The organism is Vibrio tapetis subsp. tapetis, from assembly GCF_900233005.1.
Taxonomy (GTDB): domain Bacteria; phylum Pseudomonadota; class Gammaproteobacteria; order Enterobacterales; family Vibrionaceae; genus Vibrio; species Vibrio tapetis.
Genome location: NZ_LT960612.1, coordinates 1,657,017 through 1,683,230, shown reverse-complemented (window position 1 = coordinate 1,683,230; position 26,214 = coordinate 1,657,017). Strand labels below are relative to the sequence as shown.

Genomic DNA, 26,214 nt, shown 5'->3' with positions numbered 1-26,214 from the left:
GAAATAAAAATGAATTCTAAATTTACCCTATCACTTCTCGCAGCCTCGCTTGTTTTAGCTGGCTGTGGAGATAGTTCGGAACGCACTGGTAGTGAGACGAACAGTAATTTTGAAGCCGCGATCAAAGAGTCATTAGCTCAACCTTCAAAAATTGATTTTGTTTTAAATGGTAAAGACGCAGCATTGCCGTTGCCAAGCTTTATGCTTTTGGATACGACAGATGCAACATTGAATATTCCGTTGTCTTCAGGCTCTAGCTCTGGTCTAGATAATCCACAAGTTGCAATGGGAGAAGCGGATGGCTGGAGCACCATCATGCCCTTTTCTATTGACTTGAAATTTGAAGGTACAACAACACTAAAAGATGATCGAATCGTACCGGATCCAGTTAACAACCCGACAGTAAAGGTAAGCCCTCAATTATTGTCCGGTGTAGTGGTAGCAGAAGTCGTCTATAACCCAACAACAGGTGTCATGACACATGTTAATACACTCACAGTGAATTCTGATTACACTGTTACCACCGATGACTCATTAAACAATATTAAGGTTGTTCCTTTAAAAGCCGGATTAAAGCCAAAAACTGACTATATTTTCGCACTGACAAGTGCGATTAAAGACAGTAATGATAAGTCGATCGGTATGTCTCAGTCTTATGCTATTTTAAAAACTAAATTGACAGATCAAAGCGGAGTGCTAGATAAGCCACAATTGATAACGCAGCAAGCAGAATCAATTATTGCCGACAATTCTTCAGTGACAGAAGACCAAATTGTCTACTCTTCATGGTTTACAACGTCTTCAACTGCAACTACACAAGAAGCAGTTAAAAACGCATATGTAACGTCAGTTCACCCTGTAACACCTCAGGCTTTATCTACCTTATGGACAGGTACTGCAAACCCTAACTCGATCGCAAGTACTACGATTGATGGAATGCTTACCTTTAACATGACTGATATAGCTGGCGTAGCTTTAGAGACAGAACTTTCAACCGACCCCAATAACTTCTATCGTCGAGTCTTTGATGATCCTAGTCAAAGTACTGCGGTGCAAGATGCTAACTTTGCAGGAGCAAAAGCAGCGATCACGAGCCAGTTAAGCGGGTTAAATACGAACTTTAACTATAAATTGAAAGTGTTTAAGGGAACGGTGTCACTCCCTCACTTTTTATCTCGAGATTTAACAGATCTGAATTTCTCTAAGACTCCGATGAGAAGCGGTATGCCAAGTGTATCGATTCTTTTAAATACACTTAAAAGTGGATCTGATGCTGATAAAGCAAAATTGACTTCAGATCTAAGTGGTTTGTCTATAGATTCAACTAAATTACAAACAGATCAAAGTGAACAACTAAAACTTCTCGGACAAAGCTTCACGCTATCTAATGGTAATCAACTTGATTCTCCTCGAATTTTGACTAAATACAGCCCATTCCCTCAGTTAAGATCAGTTGAGAATCTCAACTATGTCCTAATAATGCCCGAGTTAAATGGAAGTTTTGAAAGCAATATCCCCGTTATGATCTACCAACACGGTATTACGAGCCGAAAAGAGTCTGCTTATAACTTCGCCGCTAACCATGCGTTGACAGCTCTTTCTCAATCCAACAAACCATACGCTATCTTGGCTATAGACCAACCATTACATGGAGAGCGTGGCCTAGCAAATGGGACAATTGTTACTACACCGAGCAATCCTACTATTTTCATGAACTTGAAGTATCTACCTGTTGCGAGAGACAACATTCGTCAAGGCTCACTGGATGGGTTAGGTTTGCGGTTTGCCATAAGTAAACTGGCAAGCCACTCGAATACTGTGCTAAATAAACTAGACACAAGTAAAGTCTCTTTATTAGGCCATTCGATTGGTGGTATCACCGCAATGGGAACGAGCTCTGTTGCCAATAAAACTGTTGGTGTGACGTTACTTGATAATATGTTTGCATTTGGCGCGACTACGTACGCAAATGCCGGAGGGGGGATAGCCCCATTCTTGCTAGAATCTGGCAGCTTTAAGTACACGATTCAACATAATGTATTGTTATCGCTTGCAGACTACGCGACTTATTATTCAGAAACGTGTAAACCTGCAAGTACTTCTGGTGCAGCGTGCGTTCCTGCATATCTAACTTCGATTTCTACTGACGCTAACAAAGTTAAAGATGTAAACTCGACACTGACTGGATTCATGTTTGCAGCGCAAACAGTACTAGCTCCAGTTGACCCGGTAAACGTATCGACCCTATCAACTGGTTCTGTTTTGGGTATTCAATCTGAAAACGACACTACGATTCCGAATACTACAAAGATTCCTGCGGCAGGTACGTACCCGTTACTTAAACACGGATTATCGCTATCTACAGTTTCCGTCGACATCGCAGCAGGTACAGCGGATTTGCGTCAAGCTTCATATTACAATGCTAGCTCATCTGCTTCACATTCGAGTGCCGTATCTATCGGTGGTGGAGTGACAGCCGAAATGCATAAACAAATAGTTTCATTCAGTAATTCTCTTGGTAAACAGCTGGTTGCTGGGGATACAAATATGCTTGATACGACTAAATAATAAGTCATAACCAAAAAGGAGCCATTCGGCTCCTTTTCTTTGTCACAGTTCCGCTAAACTAAATATTACCGCAACCTAGACGTGAAGTTTTCCATCACCGAATCAAGTAACAGATTGAGCTTCTGCTCAGACAACTCATCTAAGTGGGCTGCGTTCATGTAGGTGAATAGCCCTTCCTCTCCCAGCATGTATTCCAGAACTGGGGTGACGTCTTTAACGTGAGATTGAAATTTAGGGTCTTCATTTCCCAATACGTTAGATGCGACAATCACCGTCGGGTAATTGCTCGCGTGAGCAATACTAAACACCCACCCTTTTGGATTAATTTGACTCTCGACGGTTGGAGCCGCGAGAATGATCAGTTTCGACCAATACACGTCATTTGATATTTCTAACTTGGTATTTTGTTCAAAGCGCTTCTTGATCTCTTTTTCAATCATAACTTGCGCTTCAGGTGTTTCTGCAACGACCGAATAAGACACTTGGGTCGGTTCAGTAGATTCCTGAGCCAGACAAGAGAAGGAAAATAAGAGGAAAATAGAAAGGTATCTTTTCATTTTGAGCCTTGGATTAGTTCAGTTTAATCGGACACGTTAGCAATCTCGTGTTTTATTACCATCCTAGTTTGGTCATGTTTTGTCGCCGTTTTGTTAAACTGTTAACCGTTTGGTAAAACAAAGACCATCAATACTGCTAAAACAATTAATAAGGCATCAAATTTCGTGCTACCCCTTTAATTAATACGGATAAAGTGGATAATACACGCAAATAATACATGTATAAGGTGAGACCTAATGTCTACTGAAACGACGCTCCTTAATCGCTGTGGTTCTAAATGTGAACTATGTTCTGCTGAAACATCTCTGACTCCATTTGTTGTACCACCGCACAGCCACCTAACGGTTGACCACGGCATGATGGTTTGCGACAAATGCATGAGCGAAATCGATGATCCACAAGACGTGAACCACTGGCGTTGTCTTAACGACAGCATGTGGAGCCAAGAGCCTCCTGTTCAAGTGACGGCATGGCGTCAACTGACTCGCCTTTCAGCTGAAACGTGGGCACAAGACCTTTTAGAAATGATGTACCTTGAAGAAGAGACGTCTAACTGGGCTCAAATTGGTATGTCCGCAGATGACAAACCATTAGACATCAATGGCGTTGAGCTTAAAAAAGGTGACGACGTAACAGTTACAAAAGATTTGCCAGTAAAAGGCACAAACCAAGTGATCAAACAAGGTACTGTTATCCGTGGCATCAGCATTGGTGATGACCCGAAACTTGTTTCTGGTAAAGCAAACGGCGGTCAATCTATGTACGTTATCGCTGAGTTCTGCCGTAAAAAGTAAATGCAATTAGTCTTTAAAGGCACCGATTATCGGTGCCTTTTTTATTAGCTATTAGAAATGGTATGACACGCTCAAACTCGTGACCCACTGATTCGAGCTCTTCACGATTGGTGAGTCACTAATATTAGATCCTAAACGTGTGTACTTGGTTGTTTGTGAAATATTGATGTTCTCATTGATTGGGAATACCAACTTGTAACCTAAATGGTACGCAGCGCCACCTTTGCCGCTATAGGCTGCGCGACTTGCTGTTTTTTCTGACGCTTTAACGCCATAGTAGTAATCGACATACTTACTGTCGGCATAGCTCAAGCCTACAAACGGAACCAAGTCTACACTGCCCATTGCAAATGGGTGGTAGTAAGCCAGGCTAGACTGAAGTCCTTTGGAAGCGCCGGTTACATCTCGACGAATAGAGGTCGAAATTGTGCCGTCTCCTAATACAACATCGAGGTTAAGCCCCAAATCTAGGCTCATTTTACGCTTATCCATTCCTTTCAAGCTTGATGCATCATCTGCGCTGTAACCTAATCCTCCTGGTGCAACAAACGTACTTAATTGGAATATTTGGCTTTGAGTGCTATAAAAGCGGTAGTTGATCCCTGCGGCATCAATATTGAAGTCTTCACCGTGGTAGCCGCCATTGAGCAAGAATCCCGCGGTTTTGTCTTGACCGTCGTAAAACTCACTAGACTTCGCCCCGCCCGCTTCTACAAACCAAGCGCCTTCATTTGTATAGATGTTGCCATTGCGTATATATGTTGTATTAGCATCTGCGAATGCCGACCCCGCTGTTAGCGCGCTTAGGCAAGAGATTACAAGCGTTGTTTTTTTCAAGTTCATTGCATTTTCCTTAATGAATTACAGTTGTGTCATTGGCGTGTTAACTTAATGAACACTGTACAAAATAAGGTGACCGCAATATATCTAGAATTTGTCGCGAGATTGTCGTTATAGGTAGTTCTTATGTCACATTTGGTCCGAAGATATGACCGAAAGCTTGATTAACGAGCCAATAGATAACGGGTACTCCTCCCTCCTGAGCCCGATTTCTCTAAACAACCTAGCTTTACCAACGCAGCCAAGTGCCGAGTCGCCGTAGGTTTGCTCACTTTCGCGACTTTGTGGTACTGAGAAGTGTTGATCCCTTCTGAGAAATCTCCATCTAGCATTCGGTTTAACACTTTAACCTGCTCGGCAGTTAACTGGGTTTGATCAACGTGACGCCAAAAATTGGTTTTGAAAACGGTCTGTTCTATCTCTTTTAACACTTCATCAAATGTGTCGTTTAAGGTTTTCAGAAACCACTCCATCCAGATGGTAATATCTACTCCTCCCTTTTGCGTTCGCTCCAAGGTTTCATAATAGCTTTTACGATTTGCCAGTATGCCCACAGACATGGCGTAGAACCGAACAGATTGTTGCTCAGCTTGTGCCAATGCCAAATCGGTAAGCAAACGTGTGATGCGCCCATTACCATCATCTAAGGGGTGCAGCGTCACGAACCATAAGTGGGTAATCGCGGCTCTTAGTAATGGATCCAGAGACACGTCATCTTTAGAACGATTAAACCAGTGAATGAATAACTCTATCTCTTGCTCAAGAGTGTCTCTTCCTGGCGCTTCAAAATGAACAACAGGTCTGTCTATACGGCCTGATACCACCTGCATTGGAGCATCTCCGCGTAGTTTACCGCCAATAGCAGGGTTGAACAGGGTGTAATCAGAAGGAAACAATCTGTCATGCCAGTGAAGCACTCTTTCAAGGGTTAGCGGGGTATCAAGGTTGCTCACCGCATCAAGCATAATCTCGGCGAGTCCATCGGTTTGCTGCGTAGTAGGAAAAGGTCTTTCTTCAATTAGGCCCAGTTTGTTAGCCAAGGACGAACGTACAGAAAAGGCGTTCAACTTTTCGCCTTCTATGGCACTTGAATGAACGATGTTCGCAAGCAACGTATCGAGCATGCTTTGCTTTTCATCTTGGGGCTGACTCATCATTTTCCCCAGCAAGATCCCTTGATTCAGACGAGTTTGTCTTATCATCGGTTCGATGGTGTTTTTATCCCAACTAAAGTTAGGCCAGTCTGCCTGCTTCCAGATCCACATAACGAGTCCTTGATTTGAAAACAACATATTCAAATCACAGTATGATTTCTTTATAGTATATTTTCAAATCATAATTTGATTCGATTAGAATTAACTTTCCCATCAATTACTTGAACCGTGTGCCAGGTTCCCTTCAAATGGTAAGGGGAATAGGACGTTTAGACAGCATCACTATTGAGCGAGTAGTTATCACGATTGAAGGCTTTATAGTATTAATTGCAGACAAAAAAATAGCCCCAAGAACTCTCGGGGCTACTTTATTCAATCACTTTATCATCCGTTGTTCGGATTTAATTCAGATTATTCCCAATCAAGAATAACTTTACCAGACAAACCGCTGCGCATTGCGTCGAAGCCTGCTTGGAAGTCATCGACCTTAAAGTGGTGAGTGATGATTGGCGTTAAGTCTAAGCCAGATTGAATCAAGCTCGCCATCTTGTACCAAGTTTCAAACATTTCACGACCGTAAATGCCTTTAATCACAAGACCTTTAAAGATCACTTGGTTCCAATCAATACCCATATCCGATGGTGGAATTCCGAGCAACGCGATCTTACCGCCATGATTCATGTTCGTTAACATGCTATTGAACGCAGATGGGTTACCAGACATTTCCATGCCCACATCAAAACCTTCAGTCATGCCGAGCTCTGCCATCACGTCTTCAAGTTTTTCTTCCATCACGTTTACCGCTCTGGTCACACCCATTTTACGAGCAAGATCTAGGCGATATTCGTTTACGTCTGTGATAACAACATGACGAGCACCAACGTGCTTAGCAACGGCTGCAGCCATGATGCCGATTGGGCCTGCGCCTGTGATTAAAATGTCTTCACCGACCAAGTCGAAAGACAATGCGGTATGAACTGCGTTGCCAAACGGGTCAAAGATCGACGCTAGATCATCAGAGATCTCAGCGGGAATTTTAAATGCGTTAAACGCAGGAATCACTAAGTATTCAGAAAACGCGCCAGTGCGGTTTACGCCAACACCCGTTGTGTTACGGCATAAATGAGTACGTCCACCACGACAGTTGCGGCAGTGACCACAAGTAATGTGACCTTCACCAGAAACACGGTCACCAACGGTAAAGCCACGAACCTCTTGGCCCATACCAACAACTTCACCTACGTACTCGTGGCCAACAACCATAGGTACTGGAATGGTTTTTTGTGACCATTCGTCCCAGTTGTAAATATGGACGTCAGTACCACAAATAGCGGTTTTCTTAATCTTGATAAGAATGTCGTTGTGCCCTACTTCAGGCATATCGACTTCGTTCATCCAGATGCCTTCTTCAGGCTTAAGCTTAGAGAGCGCTTTAATTTTCATTATTTGATGATCTCCATGTCTTTACCAACTTGGATAAATGCATCGATTGCTTTATCTAACTGTTCACGACTATGCGCTGCAGACATTTGAGTACGAATACGCGCTTGGCCTTTAGGTACCACAGGGAAAGAGAAGCCAACAACGTAAATGCCTTTCTCTAGAGCACGCTCGGCAAACTCTGCCGCAACTTTTGCGTCGCCCAACATGATTGGAATGATTGCGTGATCAGCCCCACCCATAGTGAAACCAGCCGCTTCCATACGAGTACGGAAATGCGCGGAGTTCTCCCATAGGTGATCTCGTAGGTCGCCACTTTCCGCTAATAGATCAAGAACACGGATAGATGCAGATACGATTGCAGGAGGCACCGAGTTAGAGAACAAGTAAGGACGCGAACGCTGACGTAACCAGTCGATTACTTCTTTTTTACCAGAAGTGTAACCACCTGACGCGCCACCCATTGCTTTACCCAAGGTGCCCGTAATGATGTCAATACGGTCTACAACATCGTGAAACTCATGCGTACCTGCGCCATTTGGCCCCATAAAGCCAACTGCATGTGAATCATCAACCATGACTAGAGCGTCGTATTTGTCTGCAAGGTCACAGATAGCAGGAAGGTTCGCGACTACGCCGTCCATTGAGAATACGCCATCGGTAACAATCAAAGTATGGCGAGCACCCGCTTCTTTCGCTGCGATAAGTTGCTGCTCTAGCTCTTCCATGTTGTTATTTGAATAACGGAAACGCATTGCTTTACAAAGGCGTACACCATCGATGATAGAAGCATGGTTTAGTGCGTCAGAAATGATCGCGTCTTCTTTGCCTAGAATCGTTTCAAATAGGCCAGTATTTGCATCAAAGCAAGATGTGTAAAGGATCGTGTCTTCTTTACCCAAGAATGTTGAAAGCTTGTCTTCGAGTTCTTTATGAGAATCTTGAGTGCCACAGATAAAACGTACCGATGCCATACCAAAACCGTGCTCATCCATGCCCTGCTTAGCGGCTTCGATAAGTGCTGGGTGATTCGCAAGGCCTAAGTAGTTATTTGCACAGAAGTTAAGGACTTCTTCGCCTGTCGAGATTTTTACCGCGGCTTTTTGCGCCGAAGTAATGATACGCTCAGACTTATACAAACCTTCCGATTTGACTTCAGTAATTTGGTCTTGGATCTGATTATAAAATGCAGAAGACATAGGTCTATCCTTCCTAATTATTCTAAGTGGGTCGTTTCAAAGCCGACCTTGTAGGGAAAACGACTAATTACACACATTTTAGGTGGGAAAATCAGCCGCTTGAAATCATTCATTTGATAATAAAGTATCCCAATGAAAAGGATAATGCCTTATCATGGAAAAACATTAGTGAATGACAGGCACAAATAGATGCTAAACCAAAAATTAATTGCGCTACTACCCGACTTAGCTTCATTTATCTTAGTCGTAAACGAAGGGAGTTTCACCGCCGCTGCGCGAAAATTGAACGTGACGCCCTCAGCACTAAGTAAACTCATTACGCGGTTAGAGAAAGCCCTGTCCGTTAAGCTGTTGGAACGCACAACGCGCAAACTCATCATCACTCAAGCTGGGCAAAAAGTGTATGATCAGAGCGTTGTAATGGTGAATGCGGCGCAGCAAGCCGTCGACATCTCAACATCGGATCACACCGAGCCGTCCGGCGCGTTAACGGTCGCCGCGCCTGAGGCATTTTTGAATTCAGTTCTGCAACCGTTTGTTTTGCCTTTTCTTTCTAAATACCCAGAGATCCAACTACAACTTAGAGCCGCCGATGGTGCGATAGATATCTTCAAGCACAATATCGACATCGCGTTTAGGTTAACCGACAAACCCGATGAGAATTTGGTATCAAAAGAAATAGCAAAAACCAATTTGGTACTGTGTGCTAGCCCTGAGTATATTGCGTCCAAAGGTCAACCTAATACACCAAACGAACTCATCAACCATGATTGTTTGTATTTGGCAGAAACAAACCGCGACAACATTTGGGATTTTCTAAAGGACGACGACTTTCACACCATCGCGGTGTCTGGGCGTTATGCGGTTAACCATTCTCAAATGAGGCTAAGCGGAGTAAAAAGCGGTTTAGGTATTGGTATTTTTCACGATTTTGTGATCAAAGATGCATTGTCCGAAGGCAGTGTCGTTGAAGTTCTAGCCGATTGGACAATCAAAAGTAACTATCATGGCGCTATCGCTCTTCAATATGCACAAACTAAGTACATGCCTGCAAGGCTTAGAGTGTTTATTGACTTTGTCGTCGAGAACCTAAAAATATAAGAGCTCTCGACGCCATCAGCCGTTAAAATTTTTACTCACTTGGAAGCGTAACCAACGAAAGTCGGCAAGATAATCATCAATTGGCTTTTGCTTGGTTAAACTTGAATTTCTCTCAACCAACCATCTATTCAACTGTTTTCCTGCGTACCATGCTGCGATAACATTTGAAACCGCCAGCGCTACCCAAATAAACACCACTCCGAACTGGTTAGCAATCAGCACCAAAGGAATCGTTAACCCAATGGCTCTAAATAGAATAATTTTGAGTGACTGTTTTGGCTGCTCTACACCGTTAAAAAGTGACGTTGTAATGAGAGCCAACCCAAAAGCAGGAAAAGAAAAGCCAACGATCATAAAGTATTGTTGACCGTATTGAATAACTTGATCATTGTCGGTAAAGAGGTGCATCAAAGATGATGCGCTCATTATCATTATGATGTAAAAAGCCATTCCCCAGTAAACGGTCATTCTACCGGAAGTAGCAATGGCATTATCAATCCGTTGCTGCTGGTTAGCACCAAAGTTTTGCGCCATAAATGGGGTCAAGATAACACTTAAGGCTAAAATCCCTGTGAGTACCAATGATTCCATCCGAGTGACAATACCAAAAGCCGCTACCGCATTGTCACCATGACTAGAAATAGCCCGTGTAACAAACGCGATGGCAATAGGATTCAAAAGCTGAGCTGCGATTGCCGGCGATGCCATCGTCATTATCTTTTTTAATACCTTTAACGAGTGACTCCATTGATCGCCCCCAGAAAGCGTTATTAACTTTTCCTTAATTAACAAGGCAATCATTAACAATAGAATACAACTCCAGGAAATCACCGTCGCCAACGCAGCCCCGTTAAGCTCCAATGCTGGGAAAGGACCGACACCAAATATCAATAGATAGTCAAAAACTAAATTGATTACACCACCAGCCGCCATGACTAACGTTGGTTTTAGCATAATGCCTTTAGCCATTAACACAGAGTTCGCAATTAACCCACCGACTAAAGCGAACATGCCCACGTACAAAGGAAGCATGTAGCTTTTAACCAATGCCAAGCTGTCTTCAGGTGTGCCGAGTAATCTAAACACCGGATCTGCGGTTGCCACACCCGCTAGCCCTAAAAGCATGGCCAAAACCATAAAAGTAAGTAACGCAATCATGGTGGCTTGATTTGCTTTTTTCGAGTCCCCTTTCCCCAGAAAACCACCGACAACGGCAGAAACCCCGGCAGAACACCCCATAAACAAACTAATGATTAAGATATAGGCAGGATAGGCATAGCTCATTGCAGCCAGTTCTTTGGTGCCTAACTGGCCAACAAAATAACTATCGACTAACTGGAATAAAAATGTCATCAACATGCCGAAAGCGGCGGGCATTGCCATGGTTGTCAGTGAGCGCGTAACCGAGCCTTCAAGCATGTTTATTGACATCATCGACTTCCTATACGTTAATCGCGTTCACAACCGTCTTCAACTCGGATGCGATCGCTTCATCGTTGATCACGCCATTTTCCGCGTCATAGACATCATAAAAGCTAGAGACTGAAAGCTGACCTTTAAGATTCGCACCAAAATAAGGGGACGATGCCGTAGCGGCTCCTAATACAGACTTTGCGCCACCAGGGCCGGGTGATGTAGATAGCATGACAACCGGCTTGTCTTGAAACACTTTCATGTTTACCCGTGAAGTCCAGTCAAACAAATTCTTATATGCTGCCGTGTATGAACCATTATGTTCAGCGAACGATATGATGATGCCATCGGCTTCACCCAGTTTGCTAAAAAACGCTTTTGCCAATTCAGGCTGACCGAGTTCTTTTTCTCTGTCTTCACTAAATAACGGCATTTCGTACTCATTAATATCTATCACCTCAACATCTGCGCCTTCTACTAGGCTCGCGGCATATGTAACAAGTTTTTTATTGATAGACTCTCGGCTGCTTGAAGCAGAAAACGCAATAATTTTCATTCATTTCTCCTTGATAGTTGTACTTACTATAGTTTGGAAACAATTGTTTATTAAGTCGCTATTCGTGGATTTATTATTTCCATTTGAAGGGCAATAGGATAAATTAACTCAACAGAACTTATGAGTAAGGTGGAGTATGGATACTCAGCTATTTGATGGAATGACGGTGTTTACTGAAGTCGTTAGGAAAGGAAGCTTTACTAAAGCGGCAGAAAGTACCGGGTTTTCGACTTCGTACATTAGCAAGGAAGTGGGTAAGCTCGAAGCTCGTCTTAACCTTCGTTTACTCAACCGTACGACACGAACATTAAGGCTAACCTCTGAAGGACAAGTCTACTTTGATTACTGCCAGCAAATCGTTTCGGATACACAAGATCTGGAAGCGATGCTAAGTGGGCAACATGCCAAACCAAAAGGCAATCTGAGAATTTCCTGCCCGACTAGCTTTGGGTTGACCCACCTAAAAGCAATCATAGCCAAATACAGCGAGATGTATCCAGAAGTCAATTTAGAGGTAGACCTAAGCGACCGTAAAGTGGATTTAGTTGCAGAAGGCTATGATGTGTCTATTCGGGGAGGACGGCAACTCGATGACTCAAGCTTAATTGCAAAGAAACTGTTGAAGTCCCATAGCGTCACTATTGCCGCCCCCTCCTATCTGAAAAAGTACGGAACGCCTCAGCGACCAGAAGATTTATCATCCCATCATGCTCTTTGTTATAGCCTGACTAAAAATGACGACCAGTGGGATTTTGAAACAAAAGCTGGCGATAGCGTTACAGTAAAAGTGAACAAAAGGTTTATTACCAATAGCTCTCAGCTTGAACTCGAGCTGTGTAAATCAGGGCAAGGCATCACTCGAATGCCCGTTTTTAACTTAAGTGACGAATTAAAAACCGGAGAGCTGATTGAGCTCTTTCCTGAGTTACCCAAATTACCTATCTATATTTACGTTGTTTATGTCAGTAGAAAACACGTATCGGCGACAGTACGAAGCTTTGTAAATTTTATTACGCAAGAAATTGGCGAATAATTATCACTGGAATAAACACAGATAAAGGACAATACGCATAATGTTTAAACGAATTCACCACGTCGCGATTATTGCCTCTGACTACCAACGATCGAAGACATTTTATACCCAGACTCTAGGGTTGAGTGTTATCGCCGAAAATTATAGACCGCTTCGCAAATCTTATAAGCTGAATTTGGCTTTACCCGATGGCAGCCAGATCGAACTGTTTTCTTTTCCGAATGCGCCTATACGGCCATCAACTCCTGAAGCTCAAGGCCTTAGACATTTGGCGTTTGTGGTTGATGATGTAGAACACACTAAACGTGAGTTGGAAGCGAAAGGGATTGAGGTAGAAGCAATCAGAGTCGATGAATTCACCGGAAAAGCATTTACGTTTTTCAAAGACCCTGATGACTTGCCGCTGGAACTCTATCAAGCATAGACTTTTACAGGCATAGTTTTTTACAAGCACAGATTTTTACGAGCTAAGCTTGTTACAAGTCAGCGTATTCTGTAATGGGTTCACGGCCACGAAGCTGCAGAAATTGCAAAAACTGCCTAGGGTTGTGGGTAATCACTTTATCGGTCGGCATATCTATACGATCTAAAAGCGCTGCGACGAGATCTAACTTACCAATATAAGTACAGAAATGAGCATCAGATCCGGTAGTAATGTAGGCCCCTATTCCTTTTGCAACTTCTGCTATTTGTTCGCATCGGTTTTCACTACCAACCCGGCTCGTACCGGTTAACGAGGTATTGTTAAGCTCTATAGCAACGTTATGCTCTTTTGCCACGGAGATGACTTCATGGAAATCAAAATCAAAGTTTGGGTTTCCCAGATGACCTAGAGCATCAACACGGCCTGACTTAATCGTGTTAATCAACGCTAGAGTATGTGCTTCGGCACTGGATGGTTTGAATACGGGTTCATGGAAACTGGCGATCACCCAATCTAAGTTTCGATCAACACTCGGATGCAAATCGACTTCGCCATCTATGTTAAGAATGTTGACTTCCGCACCACGAATTATCGCAACGCCTTCAAGAAAACGAGGTAACACTCGTTGGTTACTGAAAAACCAGTAATGAGGAGCACCGGGCATAGAATCAGTATGGTCTGTGGTACAAAACATCTTAATGCCTGTTTCTGACGCTGATTTTGCATTTTCAATCAATGTGCTATAAGCATGGCCACTTGCGTAAGTGTGCGTATGGGTGTCTACCAGAAGTTTCATTGTTCGCCCTTTAAATTCGAAACGTCAATTCCTCACATTATACACAAGCAGGCTCACTGGTGGGTAAAGATGAAAATGATTATATCTAACAACTCATTTCTCAAAATTAGAACAACCCTGCAAACTCTTAAACAAACAGGCCATTCGAATTGTCGGTGTTTATACGTTTAGAGTAGAGTCAATCAATCGATAGAAATCATGTTATTGAGAGGACTTATGATAATTACAACGACGCAAAGCATCGACGGGAAAAAAATCAGTCAATATAAAGGGGTTATCGCGGGAGAAGCGATTCTTGGGGCTAACCTGTTTAAAGATTTATTCGCTGGTATTCGCGATCTCGTCGGCGGTCGCTCCGCCACTTATGAGGCAGAGCTACAGCGCGCAAGAGAGATAGCACTACAAGAATTAGAACAAAAAGCACTAGAGCTGGGAGCAAATGCAGTCGTCGGTGTCGATATTGATTACGAAGTACTTGGGCAGAAAAATGGCATGTTGATGGTCTCTGCAAGTGGGACTGCGGTCGTTGTTTCTTAAACCTCTGCCGATATAAACTAAAAAACGCAAAGTAGCGGCTACTTTGCGTTTTATTACGTTTCGTAGAGTAATGCGTTAAGCTTTTTGCTTAGCCATCGCTTTTACGTATTTCTTAACTTTTTTCATCGCCATATTACGTTTTAGCGGAGAAAGGTAGTCGATAAACAGGTTACCACTTAGGTGATCAATCTCATGCTGAAGTGCGATAGCGAGGAACTCATCATTTCCGATTTTTACATCGTTACCTTCGCGGTCAAGGCCAGTGACGACAACGGATGTGAAGCGCTCTACTTCAGCATAGTAATCAGGAACTGAAAGGCAGCCTTCTTCACCTAACTGTTTATCTTCCCCACTTACCACCTTAGGATTGATCAACACTAGCGGTTCGTTGCGTTCGTCAGACAGATCAATGACGATCACGGCTTCTTCACGGCCAACCTGTGTTGATGCTAAACCAATGCCATTATCCGTGCTATAAAGCGTGTCTAACATGTCATCGATCAGAGTTTGAACCGTCGAAACATCAGCGACATCTTTAGCTTTAATTTTCAAGCGCGGATCGGGTGCAGTAAATACTTCTAAAACAGCCATGGTTTTCCTAAAAAAGTGGCATAAACGCGCTTTCCAAAGATCTTTTTCAACCTTCCATCTGCGCAATTATGGGGTAAACAAAAATAATGGCGCTGATTATCCAAATACTTGACCATTAATGTCAAGTTTCTTGTGCCTTTCTCTAACCAATTAAATCAACCGCACTGCTCATCTTTGTTACTCCATCAGGGCTAGCTTGTTAATTTCAGACATAGAAAGAACGCCATTCCAAGCAAGGTCGTCAACAAGACATTTTTCTTCCACCACGCTAACGCAATGCAAAATGTCGCCCCGAGTAAGTATGGGCTCGTCACGGCTAATTGAAGTTCTCCGTCAGGAACAAATACGATGGGAGCCCAAATTGCCGTTAATACTGCAGGGTTCGCATAATTTAGAAATCGTTGCGCGTTGTGGCTTAGCCTGAGTGGAACTTTGGGCTCAATGAACAGGTAACGGCTTGCAAAAACCACCAGCGTTAAAACCAAGATTGTTAAATAAACCATTACCCTTCCCTCACTTTTTCACAGCCATAGCCTGCCATCATGGCGATGACACTAGACAAGACTAACCCCGACTCTAACTCTAGATAGGCAAAGTAAACGGATAAGATAATCGCCACACTAACAGAGACTAAAATGGCGATATTTTTAACCAGTGGAATGACAATACCAATAAAGGTTGCCGCGACTGCAAACTCCAAGCCAAAATCAGTTAAGTTCGGAATCAGGTTACCTGCAACGATTCCAGAGAACGTGGCCAGATTCCAAATAAGGTAAAAACTAAACCCGGCTCCAAATGCATACCACCGATTAAACTCTTTTACCGATTGATGTCCACAAAAGGCGAACAGCTCGTCGGTCAGTAGAAAACCCAAGATGAGCCTCCAACGCAAAGATTGTATGCTCAGCTTGTCTCGCATCGTTGCACCATATAAAAAGTGCCGTGATGTTATAAAAAACGTCGTAACTATCATGGCACTTAACGTCGCCCCTGATTTGATCATCCCCATCGCAACTAACTGCGCCGCTCCAGCGAACAAAACCAGTGAAAACGCTTGGCCTTCTAACCCGGTCAAACCAGAATCAATAGCAAACGACCCGGCTAAGATCCCCCACGGTATAACGGCAATACTTAACGGGAGCATTCTCAATGCCCCTTGAGACCAGAGCTTGACACGCGACTCTTGCTGCTTTGTATTTTTTTGTTCGAGACGGTTCGGCTCGAGGCTGTTCGGATCGACACTTTGTTGATTGATGCTCTGTTGTTTGAGTCCTGGTTGTTTCATGGTGTTTCCTAAAAATGGATTCCAAGCGAATCAAAACATAATTGTCACAAGTAAACTTGTACGATATTGCTCACATATTCTTAATATAATCACCGGGCGTCACCCCCATCGCTTTCTTGAAGTGCCGGTGAAAATGGCTTTGATCATGAAACCCGGCCTCCAACGCCACGTCAGAAATTTTGAACCCTTTTAGTAGAAGTGATTTTGCGTATCTCAGCCTTGCTTGTATTTGGTAGGCATGCGGAGGAAGGCCAAATTGCTTCTGGAAACAACGTACAAAATAAAATGGGCTCAAATTGGCCAACTTAGCGAGGTCGTCGAGGGAAACATCGGCTTGAGGAAAATCATCAAGAAATTCTTTGACAATGACGAGTGCCTCCCCTGGGTTTTTAGTGGATAAGTCGGCTTTTTTCTTCCCATGCCTTTGAATAAGCATCGACAAAGTCGCGTAAACCAAGCTCTCTCGAAGGAGCCGGTTTTTGTCTTCTTTAAGCGTTTTGAAGAGCAATCGAAGTTGCGTCGCTAGATGAGGATCGTGAACAACGGGTTCTGGGAAATACGGAACACGGTGCTGATCTTGTGTGCCTTCTAAGTATAACGACTCAAAGTGACAGGGTAATGGGTACATTGCTTTATACGACCAACCGTAATCGGTGGCTGAATGTCCATTGTGAACCTCTTCCGCATTAACTAATATGATGCTGTCTTGCGGCGCAATGTGATTCCCGCCAGTACGAAAAAAGCGTTGAGCACCCTGCTCTATCACTCCAACAGTAAACCCTTCATGACTATGCCTAGAAAAATTTTGCTTGTTGTAGCTTGCGTCAAGTAACTCTAATCCACCTAATTCCTTGGCAATTTGGAAGTCGGCAAATTCCCCGATATCCCCATCCTTAGTTGTACTCATCCATTCCTCTAAAGCGTGTTGGTTTACCCATTAAATACCGCTAATGACTTTTTACCACATCATCCAATGATTGTTTTGTACAAACTTGCTCAATTTCATCTTAGCACTGTTCTCATGAACTAAGGTATTCACTACTCCATAGTACTTGCTGTAGATAGTGACGAAAAAAAAGCACCAAAAAGGTGCTCATGACATGTGATTAAAATAGATATGCATTTGGATTAAAGCAGCTCTTTGGCGACTAAGTGTAATAGATACGTTTCTCGCTCTATGCTCATGCCCTTTTTATCACTCTCAGCAATCGTTTTTTCATTATGGGCAAGGGTTTACGGTGAAATTGCTAATGAACCCAATCTTCCAGTTTCAACCCTTCGACACGCTGGAACTCTCTCGTGTTATTGGTGACTAACACACAACCTGTCGCGATGGCATGACCAGCAATAGCCGTATCGTTATTACCAATCGGTGTACCTTTTGCCATTAGGCTGCGCTTTACTTCGGTTGTTGCATCAACTGCCACTTTATCCCAAGGCAATATTTCATCAACACGCTTTAGAAATTCGGCAACAAGCACAGCATGTTTAGGGGAAGCTTTTTTACCTAATAACCCGTACTGCATTTCTTGATAGGTGATAGCGGAAATGACGATTCGGTGTTGTTTACCAACCACATCCTGTAACATTTTCAATACCGCGATAGGTTGTTCTCTCATAATGAATGAACAAATACACGTATCGAGCATGTAGTTGATTTTTTATTCAAAATTGAATCGTCCTTCATCTTTAATCACATCTTCACGGTTAGCCATGAAATCCTCATCGGGCTTTTCTTGCTCACCAAATGACAACCAGTCTGGACGAGCTGGGCGCAAGGTGATCACATCCCCCTCCTTGTGAATTTCAAGCTCATTAACTCCATCAAACTCAAAATCTTTTGGTAGACGAACCGCTTGATTCTTACCATTTTTGAAAATAGATACTGTTCTCATAATACACTCTCATTTGGCATATGCTTGACATATGAATAGTGTAAATAACACACTGCCTATGTCAAGCAACTGAATGCGGATTGAGACATAAATTCATACGTAATTTATAGGATGTTACTGTTAAAGAATGGCTTGAACTGTCTTACCTGATCCAGAAACTTCTTTGGTATAAAGACTTTCTGCCTTGTCCCATTCTAATTAAACCGGGTCATTTTAAAGGGTTATGAGCAGAGTATTCCGATTTGAATTCGTTAACCATCGAGTTTACCGCTGCTGACTTCAGGTAATGGTTGTTTCCTACTTGAATTGATGTTTTCCGCAAGCCCCATTTGATTACTCATCTCTATAACGCCATACAGCACATGCCGACTATTCAGCTAATCCGAATAATGATTTCAAAATTTGCACCATTATTAATTTAAATTTTATGAATATAATGGCTCCCATTAGCGGGAAAGGTGAAATACCCATGATAAAACAAAAGCAAACAATCGTGATCATTGGTAGAACTTCTGGTTTTGGTGAAGCTGTCGCCAACCATTCTCTAGGTGATGCCAATATCATTCATGTTGCTGGCCTTAGCACTGGACTCGATGTGAATGACGAGAAACAAACTGTTGCTTACTTCGAGTCAATCGGTGCTTTTGATCATCTAATGATTACTGTGGGCTCATATGCTCCACCAGGCAAAAATCAAGAGAAGCATCTTAAACAGCGATTGCTTACTCATTGGCAATCAGCAACAAATACATGACAAGCTCGAGCACCGATGTTGATGGCGGCGAGTTCGTTAACTAATCAATCAGAATAAGCGGCTGAGTTATGCCTAATCAACCGCCAATAGCCTAGGAAAATAAAATGAAAAAAGAATCTATACCATTCCAAGTTTGGATTTTAACACTCGCGGCATTTGCAATTGGTACTGCTGAATTTGTTATTGCAGGTATTCTTCCTCAAATAGCCACATCCTTAACCATTACAGAGGGCCAAGCCGGTTATTTAATCAGTGCCTATGCTTTAGCCATTGTAATTGGCGGCCCCATTCTTACTATTTATCTCTCACGTTTTAATAAGAAAGGCGTTTTATCTGGCTTGATGATTTTATTCATCATCGGTAATGTACTTTCTGCTTATGCGCCTAATTATAATTTTCTGTTTGTAAGCCGTATCATTGCCGGTCTTGTTCAAGGTCCGTTCTATGGGATTGGCGCTGTTGTGGCAACGAACCTCGTCTCTGAAAAAATGGCCGGCCGTGCGGTTGGTCAGATGTTCGCAGGCCTAACCTTGGCGAACGTTCTTGGGGTTCCAGCAGGGACTTGGATTGGTCTTACTTATGGCTGGTATTCAACATTCCTCGTTGTTGCTGCATTAGGTGCTTTAGCAATGCTTTCTATTATTGCCTTCATCAAATCAACGGGGCACGGTGAGGCGAAAGATGTTCAGTCTCAGCTACGCGCCTTCAAAAACCCTGCCCTACTGCTCAGCTTAGCGATCACGGTCTTTGCTTGGTCTGGATTCATGACGCTTTACGGTTACTTAGCACCGATTGCTATGCACGTAACAGGTTACGGTGACAATGCTGTGACATGGATCCTTGTCATCGTGGGTGCGGGTCTGATCATTGGTAACATGCTTGGCGGTCGCTCTTCTGACAAAGATCTAAATAAAGCGTCAATGTTCTGGTCCATTGCGATGATCGTCTCACTTGTTGTGGTTTGTCTGGTTGTTGATAACAAGCTCCTATTCGTCCTCGCTGCCTTCATTTTTGGTGTTGCCTCATTCGCCAACGTGCCTGCTATGCAACTTCGAGTGATGAAGCATGGGGGGGATGGTCAAGAACTCGCTGCCACCGCCAACATCTCAGCCTTCAACTTGGCCAACGCATTTGGTGGGTTCCTTGGTGGAATGGTACTGGATAGCCACCTTGGCGCAGGAATGATCCCATACGCCGCCATTATAGTGCCTATTATCGGTCTGTTATTCATCGCTAAAGCAAACCGCAATGACGAAGCCGAAAATGCAAAACCAGCGACAATAGCCAATTAATCAAGATAAGGCCCATCTACTGGGCCAGTAATTAAAGGTGAATGAAATGAACACTTTTGATAAGTCATTACGACTCCTAACCATCATGACTGCAGTGGTCACTATCTTCTTTTCAGTCCACGCCTTGCTAGAGTACGGGCTGAGTTCCTGGGTATTTATTTCAACGGGTGCATTTATAACGGTGCTCATTGTCTCACTCGTTAAGACGTACAAAAAAGGTCACGTTGAATTTTTTGGGTTAATTGGTTCAATGCTTGGTGGGTTAACTCTTGGGAGACTGTTCTCAACAATGCATTTTGAAACGATAGATCTTTCAACGCTGTCATCACTTGACCCTCTCATGGTTGCTGAAACAGGACCTGGAATACAAAGCATTGCGTTCACAAGTACGTTACTTTTCGCGTTATTGGCTATACAGATCATAAGACTTCCTTGGCAAAAAATGCGGTTAGCTCAAAGTCCACCCATTATCAGTCCAAACGCTTACGAATGGGGCATGACGCTAGTAAGAATTTACATTGGCATGATGTTCGTCGCTCATTTCACTGGTCATATCTTGGCCGGGGGCGCCCCATTTGCCGTCTTCTCCGACTACTTTGGTGGCATTGGGCTTCCATTCCCTCAAGCGTTTGTCGTATTAGCGGGTGTTATTGAGCTATCTCTCACCATAATGCTTTCATTTGGGCTAATGACTCGATTGGCTGGTTTTGTCTCTGCAATATATCTCTTCGTTTCGGTCGGTCTTGGTGGCCACTATGCTGTCGGGTATGTCTGGGTACTTCCAACTGGCGGTTGGGAATTCCCAGCAATGTGGATATTTGTTTCAGGCATATTCGTGTTAGCGGGAGGTGGGAAATCATCCGCAGATCATTGGTTAAGAGAAAAATATCGATATAACTCAAGCAAGCTTAAAGCTTTAATCGCTTAGTTCGACTAGATAACGAATAGGATCGAAACAAACAAGCTTATACACCGATGAACACTGCCCATTTTGCGCACGAGTACGTTACGTCGCTGGCAGGCGAAACATCAATTCAGAAATTATTGTTAGATCTAATGATGAACAAACGACTGTTGAAATTATTGGGTACTTTCTTAGCCTTTTGACTCAACAAACAAAGGGATCCCTTCAGATTCAATTACGGAATGGCAAAAGCAATCATTCGGTGTTCTTCAAAAGATTGGATATCCACGCTAGTATCGAGTAGGTCTTGGAAAGTTTGGCTCTGGTTCAACAAAGGCACTTTGGCGCGCAAAAAAGGAACGGAAACACTTAACTTTGACCAGCTAATCGCTGACTAAGTTGAAATCGTACAGAAGCGGAAGCATTAATTGATAAACCCTGGTCTGTTCTCTCTCTCAATTCTCACCATTAAATGAATGTTGTTGATAACACGGGCGTGTTGTCTATACATCGCGGATTCTTCAGCCGGAAAGAGAACAATTGGGATCCAGCCGTTAAAAACTGGATGGGATCTATCAGTAAACAAACCTACGTTAAGCCAATCTAATTAAGGTTAGCGCTGCAAAACCGTATCGTCATTGCCCCAACGACACGGGCTCTCACAGACCAGCTTGGAAACATTCCAAACTCAATGACTACTAGGTATTCAAGCAGCGCTACGCCTTTCATGTGAATCGGGCTTTTTATACATCCACAGAGGTCGATAAACCGCAGGTTGAATCGCTGCCTACGAACAATGTAATCTTCCCGGATTCAAGTCGCCATTTCTTATCGGCCCCATAGTGAATGAGTTGCTCTGCCGAAATATTCATTACCACTTTTTCATTCTCGCCTGCAGACAGACAAACACGAGCAAACGCCTTGAGTTCTCGACTTGGTCGAGTAGTTGATGCATGTGAGTGGGCCAAATAACATTGCACCACCTCAGATGCTTGCACTGATCCGGTGTTCGTCAAACGAACAACAACACGTAAACTGCCATCATTTTGTTTAGCGGCACTTAAGTCATCATAATGAAACTGACTATAAGTTAATCCAAAACCAAACGGATATAATGGACTACAATCAAAGTCCTTATATGCTTGATACTCTCTGAAGTCGCGCATCTTACCGACAGGTTTGCGAGCATAATACATAGGGATTTGACCCGTAGTTCGTGGAACCGTCATTGTTAATTTTCCACTAGGTGATACATCACCAAACAGTAAATCAGCAACAACCCTGCCAGTTTCAGTACCGCTTTGCCACGCGTACAGCAGTGCATTAGCATGTTGCTCAGTTGCAGGTGACGGTACAGGTCGCCCCGTACACTGTACAACTATTAATGGTTTACCCGTGCGGCCAACTGCATGTATCAGATCCTCCTGACCAGCAGGTAGCGTCAATTCAGCAATATTCCTTGCTTCTCCGGTACGTCTGTGACTTTCTCCGACGCATAAAACCACAACATCTGCAAGATGTGCACATTCAACCATCTCATCGCTGAACGTCGAATCTTCAGTCATTATTGTATTGATCCCGCCATGCAGCTTAATACCTTCGTAGATTGAAACTACATCCCGACTGTCGCCATCCAAACACCATGAACCTAAGTGCTGTCGTTGACTATGAGCGTGTGGGCCAATTACAGCAATTTTCAGGCCTTCATTGGGTAATGGCAGTATTTGACTTTGATTCTTTAGTAATACCATTGATTGTTGAGCCAACTCACGAGCCCATTGTTGATGCTGCGGATGACCGAGCACAGTCTGATGTAACTTCGGATCTACGTATGGCGATTCGAACAAGCCTGCTCGAAACTTAGCTTTCAGCACTCGTAATACAGCATCATCAAGGTATTTCATCAATTTCGGGTCATCTATAACGAGTGCATCAAGCACCCCCTCATACGCCTTATTCGTCATTGCTATATCAACTCCAGCCAGCAACGCCTGCTTCGCAGCTTCGGATTCATCGTTTGCAACACCGAAATATGCTAAATCTGAAATCGAACCCCAATCACTCACGACGACCCCATCAAACTTCTGCTGCTCTTTTAGCCAATCTCGAATTAAAGCGCGGCACGCGGTCACTGGAGTACCGCCAAGATCATTAAAACCAGACATCAACGTCGCCACACCTGCATCAACTGCCGCTTTAAAAGAGGGGAGATACACGTTATGCAGGGTATTATCCGTTATCTCAGTCGTATCATAGTCTCGGCCACCTTCAGCGGCACCATAGCCAATAAAATGCTTAGCACACGCTAACAGTCTATCTGGCTTAGACGGATCATCCCCTTGAAAACCCTTTACTACCGCCTGCGCGAGAGTACTAGCTACAAATGGATCTTCACCACTACTTTCAATAACACGTCCCCAGCGAGGATCTCGAACAATGTCTAACATAGGCGCGAACGTCCAGTTTATTCCAAGAGATGCCGCCTCTCTTGCAATTCCTGAATAAGCTTGTTCAACCAATTTAGGATTCCAAGAGCAGGCTTGAGCAAGTGGAATCGGAAGAACCGTTTTCTGCCCATAAATTACATCTCGAGCAAAAATGATCGGGATACCTAATCTACTTTCCTCTACTGCCGCTCTTTGTATTTCATTAAGTTGTAATGGATCAACTGTTTCCCCCGGGGTGTTACCAGCCCAAGCTGTGTCGGCTAAAATACGAGAACCAACCCTTCCTGTTTTTACGGCTGCTAAATACTCATCTCTATTATGTCTGTACTCTAGCATCGGTGATTGGCACAGTTGCCCAACCTTCTCAGCAACGGTCATCATCTCTAACAGATTGGCACTTCGTTGCTCAATACTTAGATCAGGGCTTTGATACGATGTCATTGGTCTCCCTCCTGACTAAATTCAGGGAATGCCTCTATAAGAAATTCATCCATTTCAGAGTACAATAGTTGGTTTCCCTGAGCTGAAGCCAAGTTTTTCAACCTAAGAGCGGCTTCGGGCACATAACGTAAGTCGAGTTCTACGTAAGTTTCAATTAGCAATAAAAGTTCATCGCTACTTAATTTAGATAAGCTTTCGTCTACTTTTTGTTTAGCTAAATAGTAAAAGTCGGGTCTAAGACCCAAAACCATATGTTCCCATGTTTCAACAACTTGTTGGTACCCACCAAGATACGTATCACTGCGGCGCATCTCGAGCTTATTCTTCCCTTTAATGGCTGTAATATAATTTCCTTGTTGGAATTGTTCTTGTGCAAAATCGTAATAGTCGGACGACAAAACATAAGCCTTATGCCAAGCTACTCCGTACGCAGTAGCTATAACCAACAAAAATACGAGCCATTTTATTCGTCCTGACATTACTTAACTCCTACACCAGTAAAGGCTTTAATAAAATTCTTCTGCAAACAGAAAAATACAAGAACGACAGGAACTGCGATCATCGTCGTCATCGCCCACATTTGCTCTAAGTTGGTTCCCGGAACCTCAGTTTTGAAGTTATATAGCGCTAATTGCAATGTCATTAAGGATTCATCGCGTACGTAGAGTAATGGCCCCATAAAATCATTCCAAGCTCCCATGAACGTGAGAATACCAACAGTAGCCAATGCTGGACGGAGCATCGGTAGAACTATACGGAAAAAGATCCTCATCTCACTTGCGCCATCAATACGAGCAGCTTCTAGATATGCATTATCAATCTGCTTCATAAATTGGACTAACAGGAAAATATTATAAGCACTGATTGAGCCAGGGATAATTAATACGCGATACGTGTTTATCCAATCCCATTCATACATCATCATGTATGTTGGAATGGTAAACAATATCGCTGGAACCATCATTGAGCCTAAAATAACCTTCAACCAAAACTCACGACCAGGCAGGTTAGTTTTAACAATCGAAAAAGCAACCATGGCAGAAAATATAGTATTAAGAAAAGTTACGGACATCGAAATAAAAATTGTATTAAAAAAAACCCGCCCCAAATTTACAGTATTAAAAACCTCAACATACCCTTTCAATGACCAATTTTTCGGCAAAGAATTTGGAGAGTGCATTATCTCTGGGCCAGTTTTGAATGAATTAATGACCATATAAAAGAATGGATATATCACAATAATAGATACAAGAATCAACGATACATATATCAATATATTTTTGTTTAATTTACTCATTAGTCCGCTCCTTTTGTGGTAATTCTCATTTGCATCATCGTGAGCAAGTAAATAACCGCAGCCAACATAAGACCGATAGTCGAAGCTTCACCCATTTTTATTTCTTCAAAGCCCGTTTGGTACAAATAGAGCACAGGAGTCAGGGCTGACTGATACGGGCCGCCGCTAAGATCAAAGTTCATAAACACTTCAATGAACATCTGTAATCCATTGATAATATTCATTGTCATCACAAATACGATTTGTGGCATGATCATCGGAAGAGTAATCTTACAGGTCTTTCTCCACCAAGAGGCACCATCAATGTTTGCAGCCTCAAACAGCGACTTATCAACACTTGCAATTCCACCTAGGAAAATGATCATCTGAACGCCAAACCATTTCCAGGCACTGAAGACGGCAATCACAGGCATAGGTAACCACTCATCAAATTTCCAAAATACCGGTTGTTCCAACAGTTCAGCACTAAGCATGCTGGTCTGAATTGGGCCTGACGGGCCAGAAATAAAATCGAAGATGATCATTGCTACTGTTATCGATGTGATTACTGGAATAAACATTACTGTACGAAAAAAACTAGCAAATGCTGTTATTTCATTAAGTAATAATGCTAACCCTAACCCAATACCAAAACTAAGTGAAACAAAAATCACTTGATTAAATAAAACATTAAATAATGATTTCCAAAAAGTAAAATCTGTAATTACTGACACCCAGTTCGCCAAACCGACAAAACGAGTATTTTCTGGAGTTAATATATTGACATTTAAAAAGCTACTCTCAAAAGAAAGAAAGAACGGATAGAGCAAAAAAACCGTAAAATAAATAATCCAAGGTGCGAGAAATACATACCCTGTAACGATATTTTTATTTTTCATAGGATAACCACTTAATT

27 protein-coding genes and 1 pseudogene are annotated in these 26,214 nt (G+C 42.9%); 9 read left to right on the top strand and 19 right to left on the bottom strand.

The window, feature by feature from the left end:
- Positions 1-9: 9 nt before the first annotated feature.
- The gene (locus tag VTAP4600_RS24515) at positions 10-2,568 is read left to right on the top strand and encodes a VolA/Pla-1 family phospholipase (protein WP_102525298.1); all 2,559 of its coding nucleotides are present in this window, start codon (positions 10-12) and stop codon (positions 2,566-2,568) included.
- 65 nt (positions 2,569-2,633) lie between these two features.
- Here the strand turns inward: VTAP4600_RS24515 and VTAP4600_RS24510 are convergent, their stop codons facing one another.
- Positions 2,634-3,125, bottom strand: a complete 492-nt coding sequence (locus tag VTAP4600_RS24510; protein WP_102525297.1) for a hypothetical protein — start codon at positions 3,123-3,125, stop codon at positions 2,634-2,636.
- Positions 3,126-3,362: 237 nt separating this feature from the next.
- On the opposite strand from VTAP4600_RS24510, the gene VTAP4600_RS24505 reads away from it, so the two are divergent.
- A complete protein-coding gene (locus tag VTAP4600_RS24505) occupies positions 3,363-3,920 on the top strand; it encodes a PhnA domain-containing protein (RefSeq protein WP_102525296.1) in 558 nt (185 codons plus the stop codon).
- Between the two features lie 51 nt (positions 3,921-3,971).
- On the opposite strand, the gene VTAP4600_RS24500 is transcribed toward VTAP4600_RS24505, so the two are convergent.
- From VTAP4600_RS24500 to VTAP4600_RS24485, 4 genes are all read right to left on the bottom strand, one after another.
- A complete protein-coding gene (locus VTAP4600_RS24500; RefSeq protein ID WP_102525534.1) occupies positions 3,972-4,757 on the bottom strand; it encodes a MipA/OmpV family protein in 786 nt (261 codons plus the stop codon).
- 167 nt (positions 4,758-4,924) lie between these two features.
- Positions 4,925-6,025 (bottom strand): Fic family protein, encoded by a 1,101-nt coding sequence (locus tag VTAP4600_RS24495; protein WP_102525295.1) that lies wholly within the window; start codon positions 6,023-6,025, stop codon positions 4,925-4,927.
- 300 nt (positions 6,026-6,325) lie between these two features.
- A complete protein-coding gene (gene tdh, locus VTAP4600_RS24490) occupies positions 6,326-7,357 on the bottom strand; it encodes an L-threonine 3-dehydrogenase (RefSeq protein ID WP_102525294.1) in 1,032 nt (343 codons plus the stop codon).
- Positions 7,357-8,553 (bottom strand): glycine C-acetyltransferase, encoded by a 1,197-nt coding sequence (locus tag VTAP4600_RS24485; protein ID WP_102525293.1) that lies wholly within the window; start codon positions 8,551-8,553, stop codon positions 7,357-7,359. Before VTAP4600_RS24485 ends, tdh begins: the two co-directional genes overlap by 1 nt.
- A 189-nt stretch (positions 8,554-8,742) precedes the next feature.
- Between VTAP4600_RS24485 and VTAP4600_RS24480 the strand changes: the two genes are divergently transcribed.
- Entirely contained in the window at positions 8,743-9,654 is a 912-nt protein-coding gene (locus VTAP4600_RS24480; protein ID WP_102525292.1) for a LysR family transcriptional regulator, read from the top strand.
- Between the two features lie 15 nt (positions 9,655-9,669).
- Here the strand turns inward: VTAP4600_RS24480 and VTAP4600_RS24475 are convergent, their stop codons facing one another.
- The gene (locus tag VTAP4600_RS24475) at positions 9,670-11,088 is read right to left on the bottom strand and encodes an MATE family efflux transporter (RefSeq protein ID WP_231897954.1); all 1,419 of its coding nucleotides are present in this window, start codon (positions 11,086-11,088) and stop codon (positions 9,670-9,672) included.
- Positions 11,089-11,095: 7 nt separating this feature from the next.
- Entirely contained in the window at positions 11,096-11,623 is a 528-nt protein-coding gene (locus VTAP4600_RS24470) for an NADPH-dependent FMN reductase (RefSeq protein ID WP_102525290.1), read from the bottom strand.
- A 136-nt stretch (positions 11,624-11,759) separates the two neighbouring features.
- Between VTAP4600_RS24470 and VTAP4600_RS24465 the strand changes: the two genes are divergently transcribed.
- Positions 11,760-12,656, top strand: coding sequence for a LysR family transcriptional regulator (locus VTAP4600_RS24465; protein ID WP_102525289.1), 897 nt, complete (start codon positions 11,760-11,762; stop codon positions 12,654-12,656).
- Positions 12,657-12,696: 40 nt separating this feature from the next.
- Positions 12,697-13,080, top strand: a complete 384-nt coding sequence (gloA2, locus tag VTAP4600_RS24460) for an SMU1112c/YaeR family gloxylase I-like metalloprotein (protein WP_102525288.1) — start codon at positions 12,697-12,699, stop codon at positions 13,078-13,080.
- A 52-nt stretch (positions 13,081-13,132) separates the two neighbouring features.
- Here gloA2 and VTAP4600_RS24455 read toward each other — a convergent pair whose 3' ends face one another.
- Positions 13,133-13,876, bottom strand: coding sequence for a phosphatase (locus tag VTAP4600_RS24455; protein WP_102525287.1), 744 nt, complete (start codon positions 13,874-13,876; stop codon positions 13,133-13,135).
- A gap of 216 nt (positions 13,877-14,092) precedes the next feature.
- Between VTAP4600_RS24455 and VTAP4600_RS24450 the strand changes: the two genes are divergently transcribed.
- The gene (locus VTAP4600_RS24450) at positions 14,093-14,413 is read left to right on the top strand and encodes a heavy metal-binding domain-containing protein (protein WP_102525286.1); all 321 of its coding nucleotides are present in this window, start codon (positions 14,093-14,095) and stop codon (positions 14,411-14,413) included.
- Positions 14,414-14,488: 75 nt separating this feature from the next.
- Here VTAP4600_RS24450 and def read toward each other — a convergent pair whose 3' ends face one another.
- The 7 genes and pseudogenes from def to vapB all read right to left on the bottom strand — a co-directional run bounded on the left by def (position 14,489) and on the right by vapB (position 18,184).
- On the bottom strand, positions 14,489-15,004 hold the full coding sequence (gene def / locus VTAP4600_RS24445; protein WP_102525285.1) for a peptide deformylase: 516 nt from the start codon (positions 15,002-15,004) through the stop codon (positions 14,489-14,491).
- A 191-nt stretch (positions 15,005-15,195) separates the two neighbouring features.
- The gene (locus VTAP4600_RS24440) at positions 15,196-15,507 is read right to left on the bottom strand and encodes an AzlD domain-containing protein (RefSeq protein WP_102525284.1); all 312 of its coding nucleotides are present in this window, start codon (positions 15,505-15,507) and stop codon (positions 15,196-15,198) included.
- Positions 15,507-16,148, bottom strand: a complete 642-nt coding sequence (locus VTAP4600_RS24435) for an AzlC family ABC transporter permease (protein WP_231898014.1) — start codon at positions 16,146-16,148, stop codon at positions 15,507-15,509. Before VTAP4600_RS24435 ends, VTAP4600_RS24440 begins: the two co-directional genes overlap by 1 nt.
- Before the next feature lie 211 nt (positions 16,149-16,359).
- Positions 16,360-17,196, bottom strand: a complete 837-nt coding sequence (locus VTAP4600_RS24430; RefSeq protein ID WP_102525282.1) for a helix-turn-helix domain-containing protein — start codon at positions 17,194-17,196, stop codon at positions 16,360-16,362.
- A gap of 221 nt (positions 17,197-17,417) precedes the next feature.
- Positions 17,418-17,519: pseudogene (locus VTAP4600_RS26110) on the bottom strand (DNA mismatch repair protein MutT); the annotation flags it as partial.
- A 17-nt stretch (positions 17,520-17,536) separates the two neighbouring features.
- Positions 17,537-17,938, bottom strand: a complete 402-nt coding sequence (locus VTAP4600_RS24425; protein WP_102525281.1) for a type II toxin-antitoxin system VapC family toxin — start codon at positions 17,936-17,938, stop codon at positions 17,537-17,539.
- A gap of 12 nt (positions 17,939-17,950) precedes the next feature.
- On the bottom strand, positions 17,951-18,184 hold the full coding sequence (gene vapB / locus VTAP4600_RS24420) for a type II toxin-antitoxin system VapB family antitoxin (protein ID WP_102524061.1): 234 nt from the start codon (positions 18,182-18,184) through the stop codon (positions 17,951-17,953).
- A gap of 469 nt (positions 18,185-18,653) precedes the next feature.
- Here vapB and VTAP4600_RS24415 point away from each other — a divergent pair, with 469 nt between their 5' ends.
- From VTAP4600_RS24415 to VTAP4600_RS24405, 3 genes are all read left to right on the top strand, one after another.
- A complete protein-coding gene (locus tag VTAP4600_RS24415; protein ID WP_197708686.1) occupies positions 18,654-18,938 on the top strand; it encodes a Rossmann-fold NAD(P)-binding domain-containing protein in 285 nt (94 codons plus the stop codon).
- Between the two features lie 104 nt (positions 18,939-19,042).
- Positions 19,043-20,230 (top strand): MFS transporter, encoded by a 1,188-nt coding sequence (locus VTAP4600_RS24410; RefSeq protein ID WP_102525280.1) that lies wholly within the window; start codon positions 19,043-19,045, stop codon positions 20,228-20,230.
- A gap of 46 nt (positions 20,231-20,276) precedes the next feature.
- Positions 20,277-21,158, top strand: a complete 882-nt coding sequence (locus VTAP4600_RS24405; protein WP_102525279.1) for a DoxX family protein — start codon at positions 20,277-20,279, stop codon at positions 21,156-21,158.
- 719 nt (positions 21,159-21,877) lie between these two features.
- On the opposite strand, the gene VTAP4600_RS24400 is transcribed toward VTAP4600_RS24405, so the two are convergent.
- From VTAP4600_RS24400 to VTAP4600_RS24385, 4 genes are read right to left on the bottom strand one after another with little or no spacing between them, the layout of a single operon-like run.
- Positions 21,878-24,022: a glycoside hydrolase family 3 N-terminal domain-containing protein gene (locus VTAP4600_RS24400; RefSeq protein ID WP_102525278.1), complete on the bottom strand. Its 2,145-nt coding sequence runs from the start codon at positions 24,020-24,022 to the stop codon at positions 21,878-21,880.
- The gene (locus VTAP4600_RS24395; RefSeq protein ID WP_102525277.1) at positions 24,019-24,501 is read right to left on the bottom strand and encodes a hypothetical protein; all 483 of its coding nucleotides are present in this window, start codon (positions 24,499-24,501) and stop codon (positions 24,019-24,021) included. Before VTAP4600_RS24395 ends, VTAP4600_RS24400 begins: the two co-directional genes overlap by 4 nt.
- Complete coding sequence (locus VTAP4600_RS24390; protein ID WP_102525276.1) at positions 24,501-25,319, bottom strand: carbohydrate ABC transporter permease; 819 nt, start codon at positions 25,317-25,319, stop codon at positions 24,501-24,503. The genes VTAP4600_RS24395 and VTAP4600_RS24390 overlap by 1 nt, the downstream gene beginning before the upstream one ends.
- The gene (locus VTAP4600_RS24385) at positions 25,319-26,197 is read right to left on the bottom strand and encodes a carbohydrate ABC transporter permease (RefSeq protein ID WP_102525275.1); all 879 of its coding nucleotides are present in this window, start codon (positions 26,195-26,197) and stop codon (positions 25,319-25,321) included. Before VTAP4600_RS24385 ends, VTAP4600_RS24390 begins: the two co-directional genes overlap by 1 nt.
- Positions 26,198-26,214: the final 17 nt, after the last annotated feature.

Bases quoted from the DNA above. Each gene is read 5' to 3' on its own strand.
- VTAP4600_RS24440 (WP_102525284.1), bottom strand. From the start codon at position 15,507: ATGGTTTATTTAACAATCTTGGTTTTAACGCTGGTGGTTTTTGCAAGC.
- tdh (WP_102525294.1), bottom strand. From the start codon at position 7,357: ATGAAAATTAAAGCGCTCTCTAAGCTTAAGCCTGAAGAAGGCATCTGG.
- VTAP4600_RS24425 (WP_102525281.1), bottom strand. From the start codon at position 17,938: ATGCTCGATACGTGTATTTGTTCATTCATTATGAGAGAACAACCTATC.
- def (WP_102525285.1), bottom strand. From the start codon at position 15,004: ATGGCTGTTTTAGAAGTATTTACTGCACCCGATCCGCGCTTGAAAATT.
- VTAP4600_RS24455 (WP_102525287.1), bottom strand. From the start codon at position 13,876: ATGAAACTTCTGGTAGACACCCATACGCACACTTACGCAAGTGGCCAT.
- VTAP4600_RS24465 (WP_102525289.1), top strand. From the start codon at position 11,760: ATGGATACTCAGCTATTTGATGGAATGACGGTGTTTACTGAAGTCGTT.
- VTAP4600_RS24495 (WP_102525295.1), bottom strand. From the start codon at position 6,025: ATGTGGATCTGGAAGCAGGCAGACTGGCCTAACTTTAGTTGGGATAAA.
- VTAP4600_RS24395 (WP_102525277.1), bottom strand. From the start codon at position 24,501: ATGTCAGGACGAATAAAATGGCTCGTATTTTTGTTGGTTATAGCTACT.
- VTAP4600_RS24515 (WP_102525298.1), top strand. From the start codon at position 10: ATGAATTCTAAATTTACCCTATCACTTCTCGCAGCCTCGCTTGTTTTA.
- VTAP4600_RS24385 (WP_102525275.1), bottom strand. From the start codon at position 26,197: ATGAAAAATAAAAATATCGTTACAGGGTATGTATTTCTCGCACCTTGG.
- VTAP4600_RS24470 (WP_102525290.1), bottom strand. From the start codon at position 11,623: ATGAAAATTATTGCGTTTTCTGCTTCAAGCAGCCGAGAGTCTATCAAT.
- VTAP4600_RS24405 (WP_102525279.1), top strand. From the start codon at position 20,277: ATGAACACTTTTGATAAGTCATTACGACTCCTAACCATCATGACTGCA.
- VTAP4600_RS24410 (WP_102525280.1), top strand. From the start codon at position 19,043: ATGAAAAAAGAATCTATACCATTCCAAGTTTGGATTTTAACACTCGCG.
- VTAP4600_RS24415 (WP_197708686.1), top strand. From the start codon at position 18,654: ATGATAAAACAAAAGCAAACAATCGTGATCATTGGTAGAACTTCTGGT.
- VTAP4600_RS24390 (WP_102525276.1), bottom strand. From the start codon at position 25,319: ATGAGTAAATTAAACAAAAATATATTGATATATGTATCGTTGATTCTT.
- VTAP4600_RS24480 (WP_102525292.1), top strand. From the start codon at position 8,743: ATGCTAAACCAAAAATTAATTGCGCTACTACCCGACTTAGCTTCATTT.
- VTAP4600_RS24450 (WP_102525286.1), top strand. From the start codon at position 14,093: ATGATAATTACAACGACGCAAAGCATCGACGGGAAAAAAATCAGTCAA.
- vapB (WP_102524061.1), bottom strand. From the start codon at position 18,184: ATGAGAACAGTATCTATTTTCAAAAATGGTAAGAATCAAGCGGTTCGT.
- VTAP4600_RS24505 (WP_102525296.1), top strand. From the start codon at position 3,363: ATGTCTACTGAAACGACGCTCCTTAATCGCTGTGGTTCTAAATGTGAA.
- gloA2 (WP_102525288.1), top strand. From the start codon at position 12,697: ATGTTTAAACGAATTCACCACGTCGCGATTATTGCCTCTGACTACCAA.
- VTAP4600_RS24475 (WP_231897954.1), bottom strand. From the start codon at position 11,088: ATGATGTCAATAAACATGCTTGAAGGCTCGGTTACGCGCTCACTGACA.
- VTAP4600_RS24485 (WP_102525293.1), bottom strand. From the start codon at position 8,553: ATGTCTTCTGCATTTTATAATCAGATCCAAGACCAAATTACTGAAGTC.
- VTAP4600_RS24435 (WP_231898014.1), bottom strand. From the start codon at position 16,148: ATGCTCCCGTTAAGTATTGCCGTTATACCGTGGGGGATCTTAGCCGGG.
- VTAP4600_RS24430 (WP_102525282.1), bottom strand. From the start codon at position 17,196: ATGAGTACAACTAAGGATGGGGATATCGGGGAATTTGCCGACTTCCAA.
- VTAP4600_RS24510 (WP_102525297.1), bottom strand. From the start codon at position 3,125: ATGAAAAGATACCTTTCTATTTTCCTCTTATTTTCCTTCTCTTGTCTG.
- VTAP4600_RS24400 (WP_102525278.1), bottom strand. From the start codon at position 24,022: ATGACATCGTATCAAAGCCCTGATCTAAGTATTGAGCAACGAAGTGCC.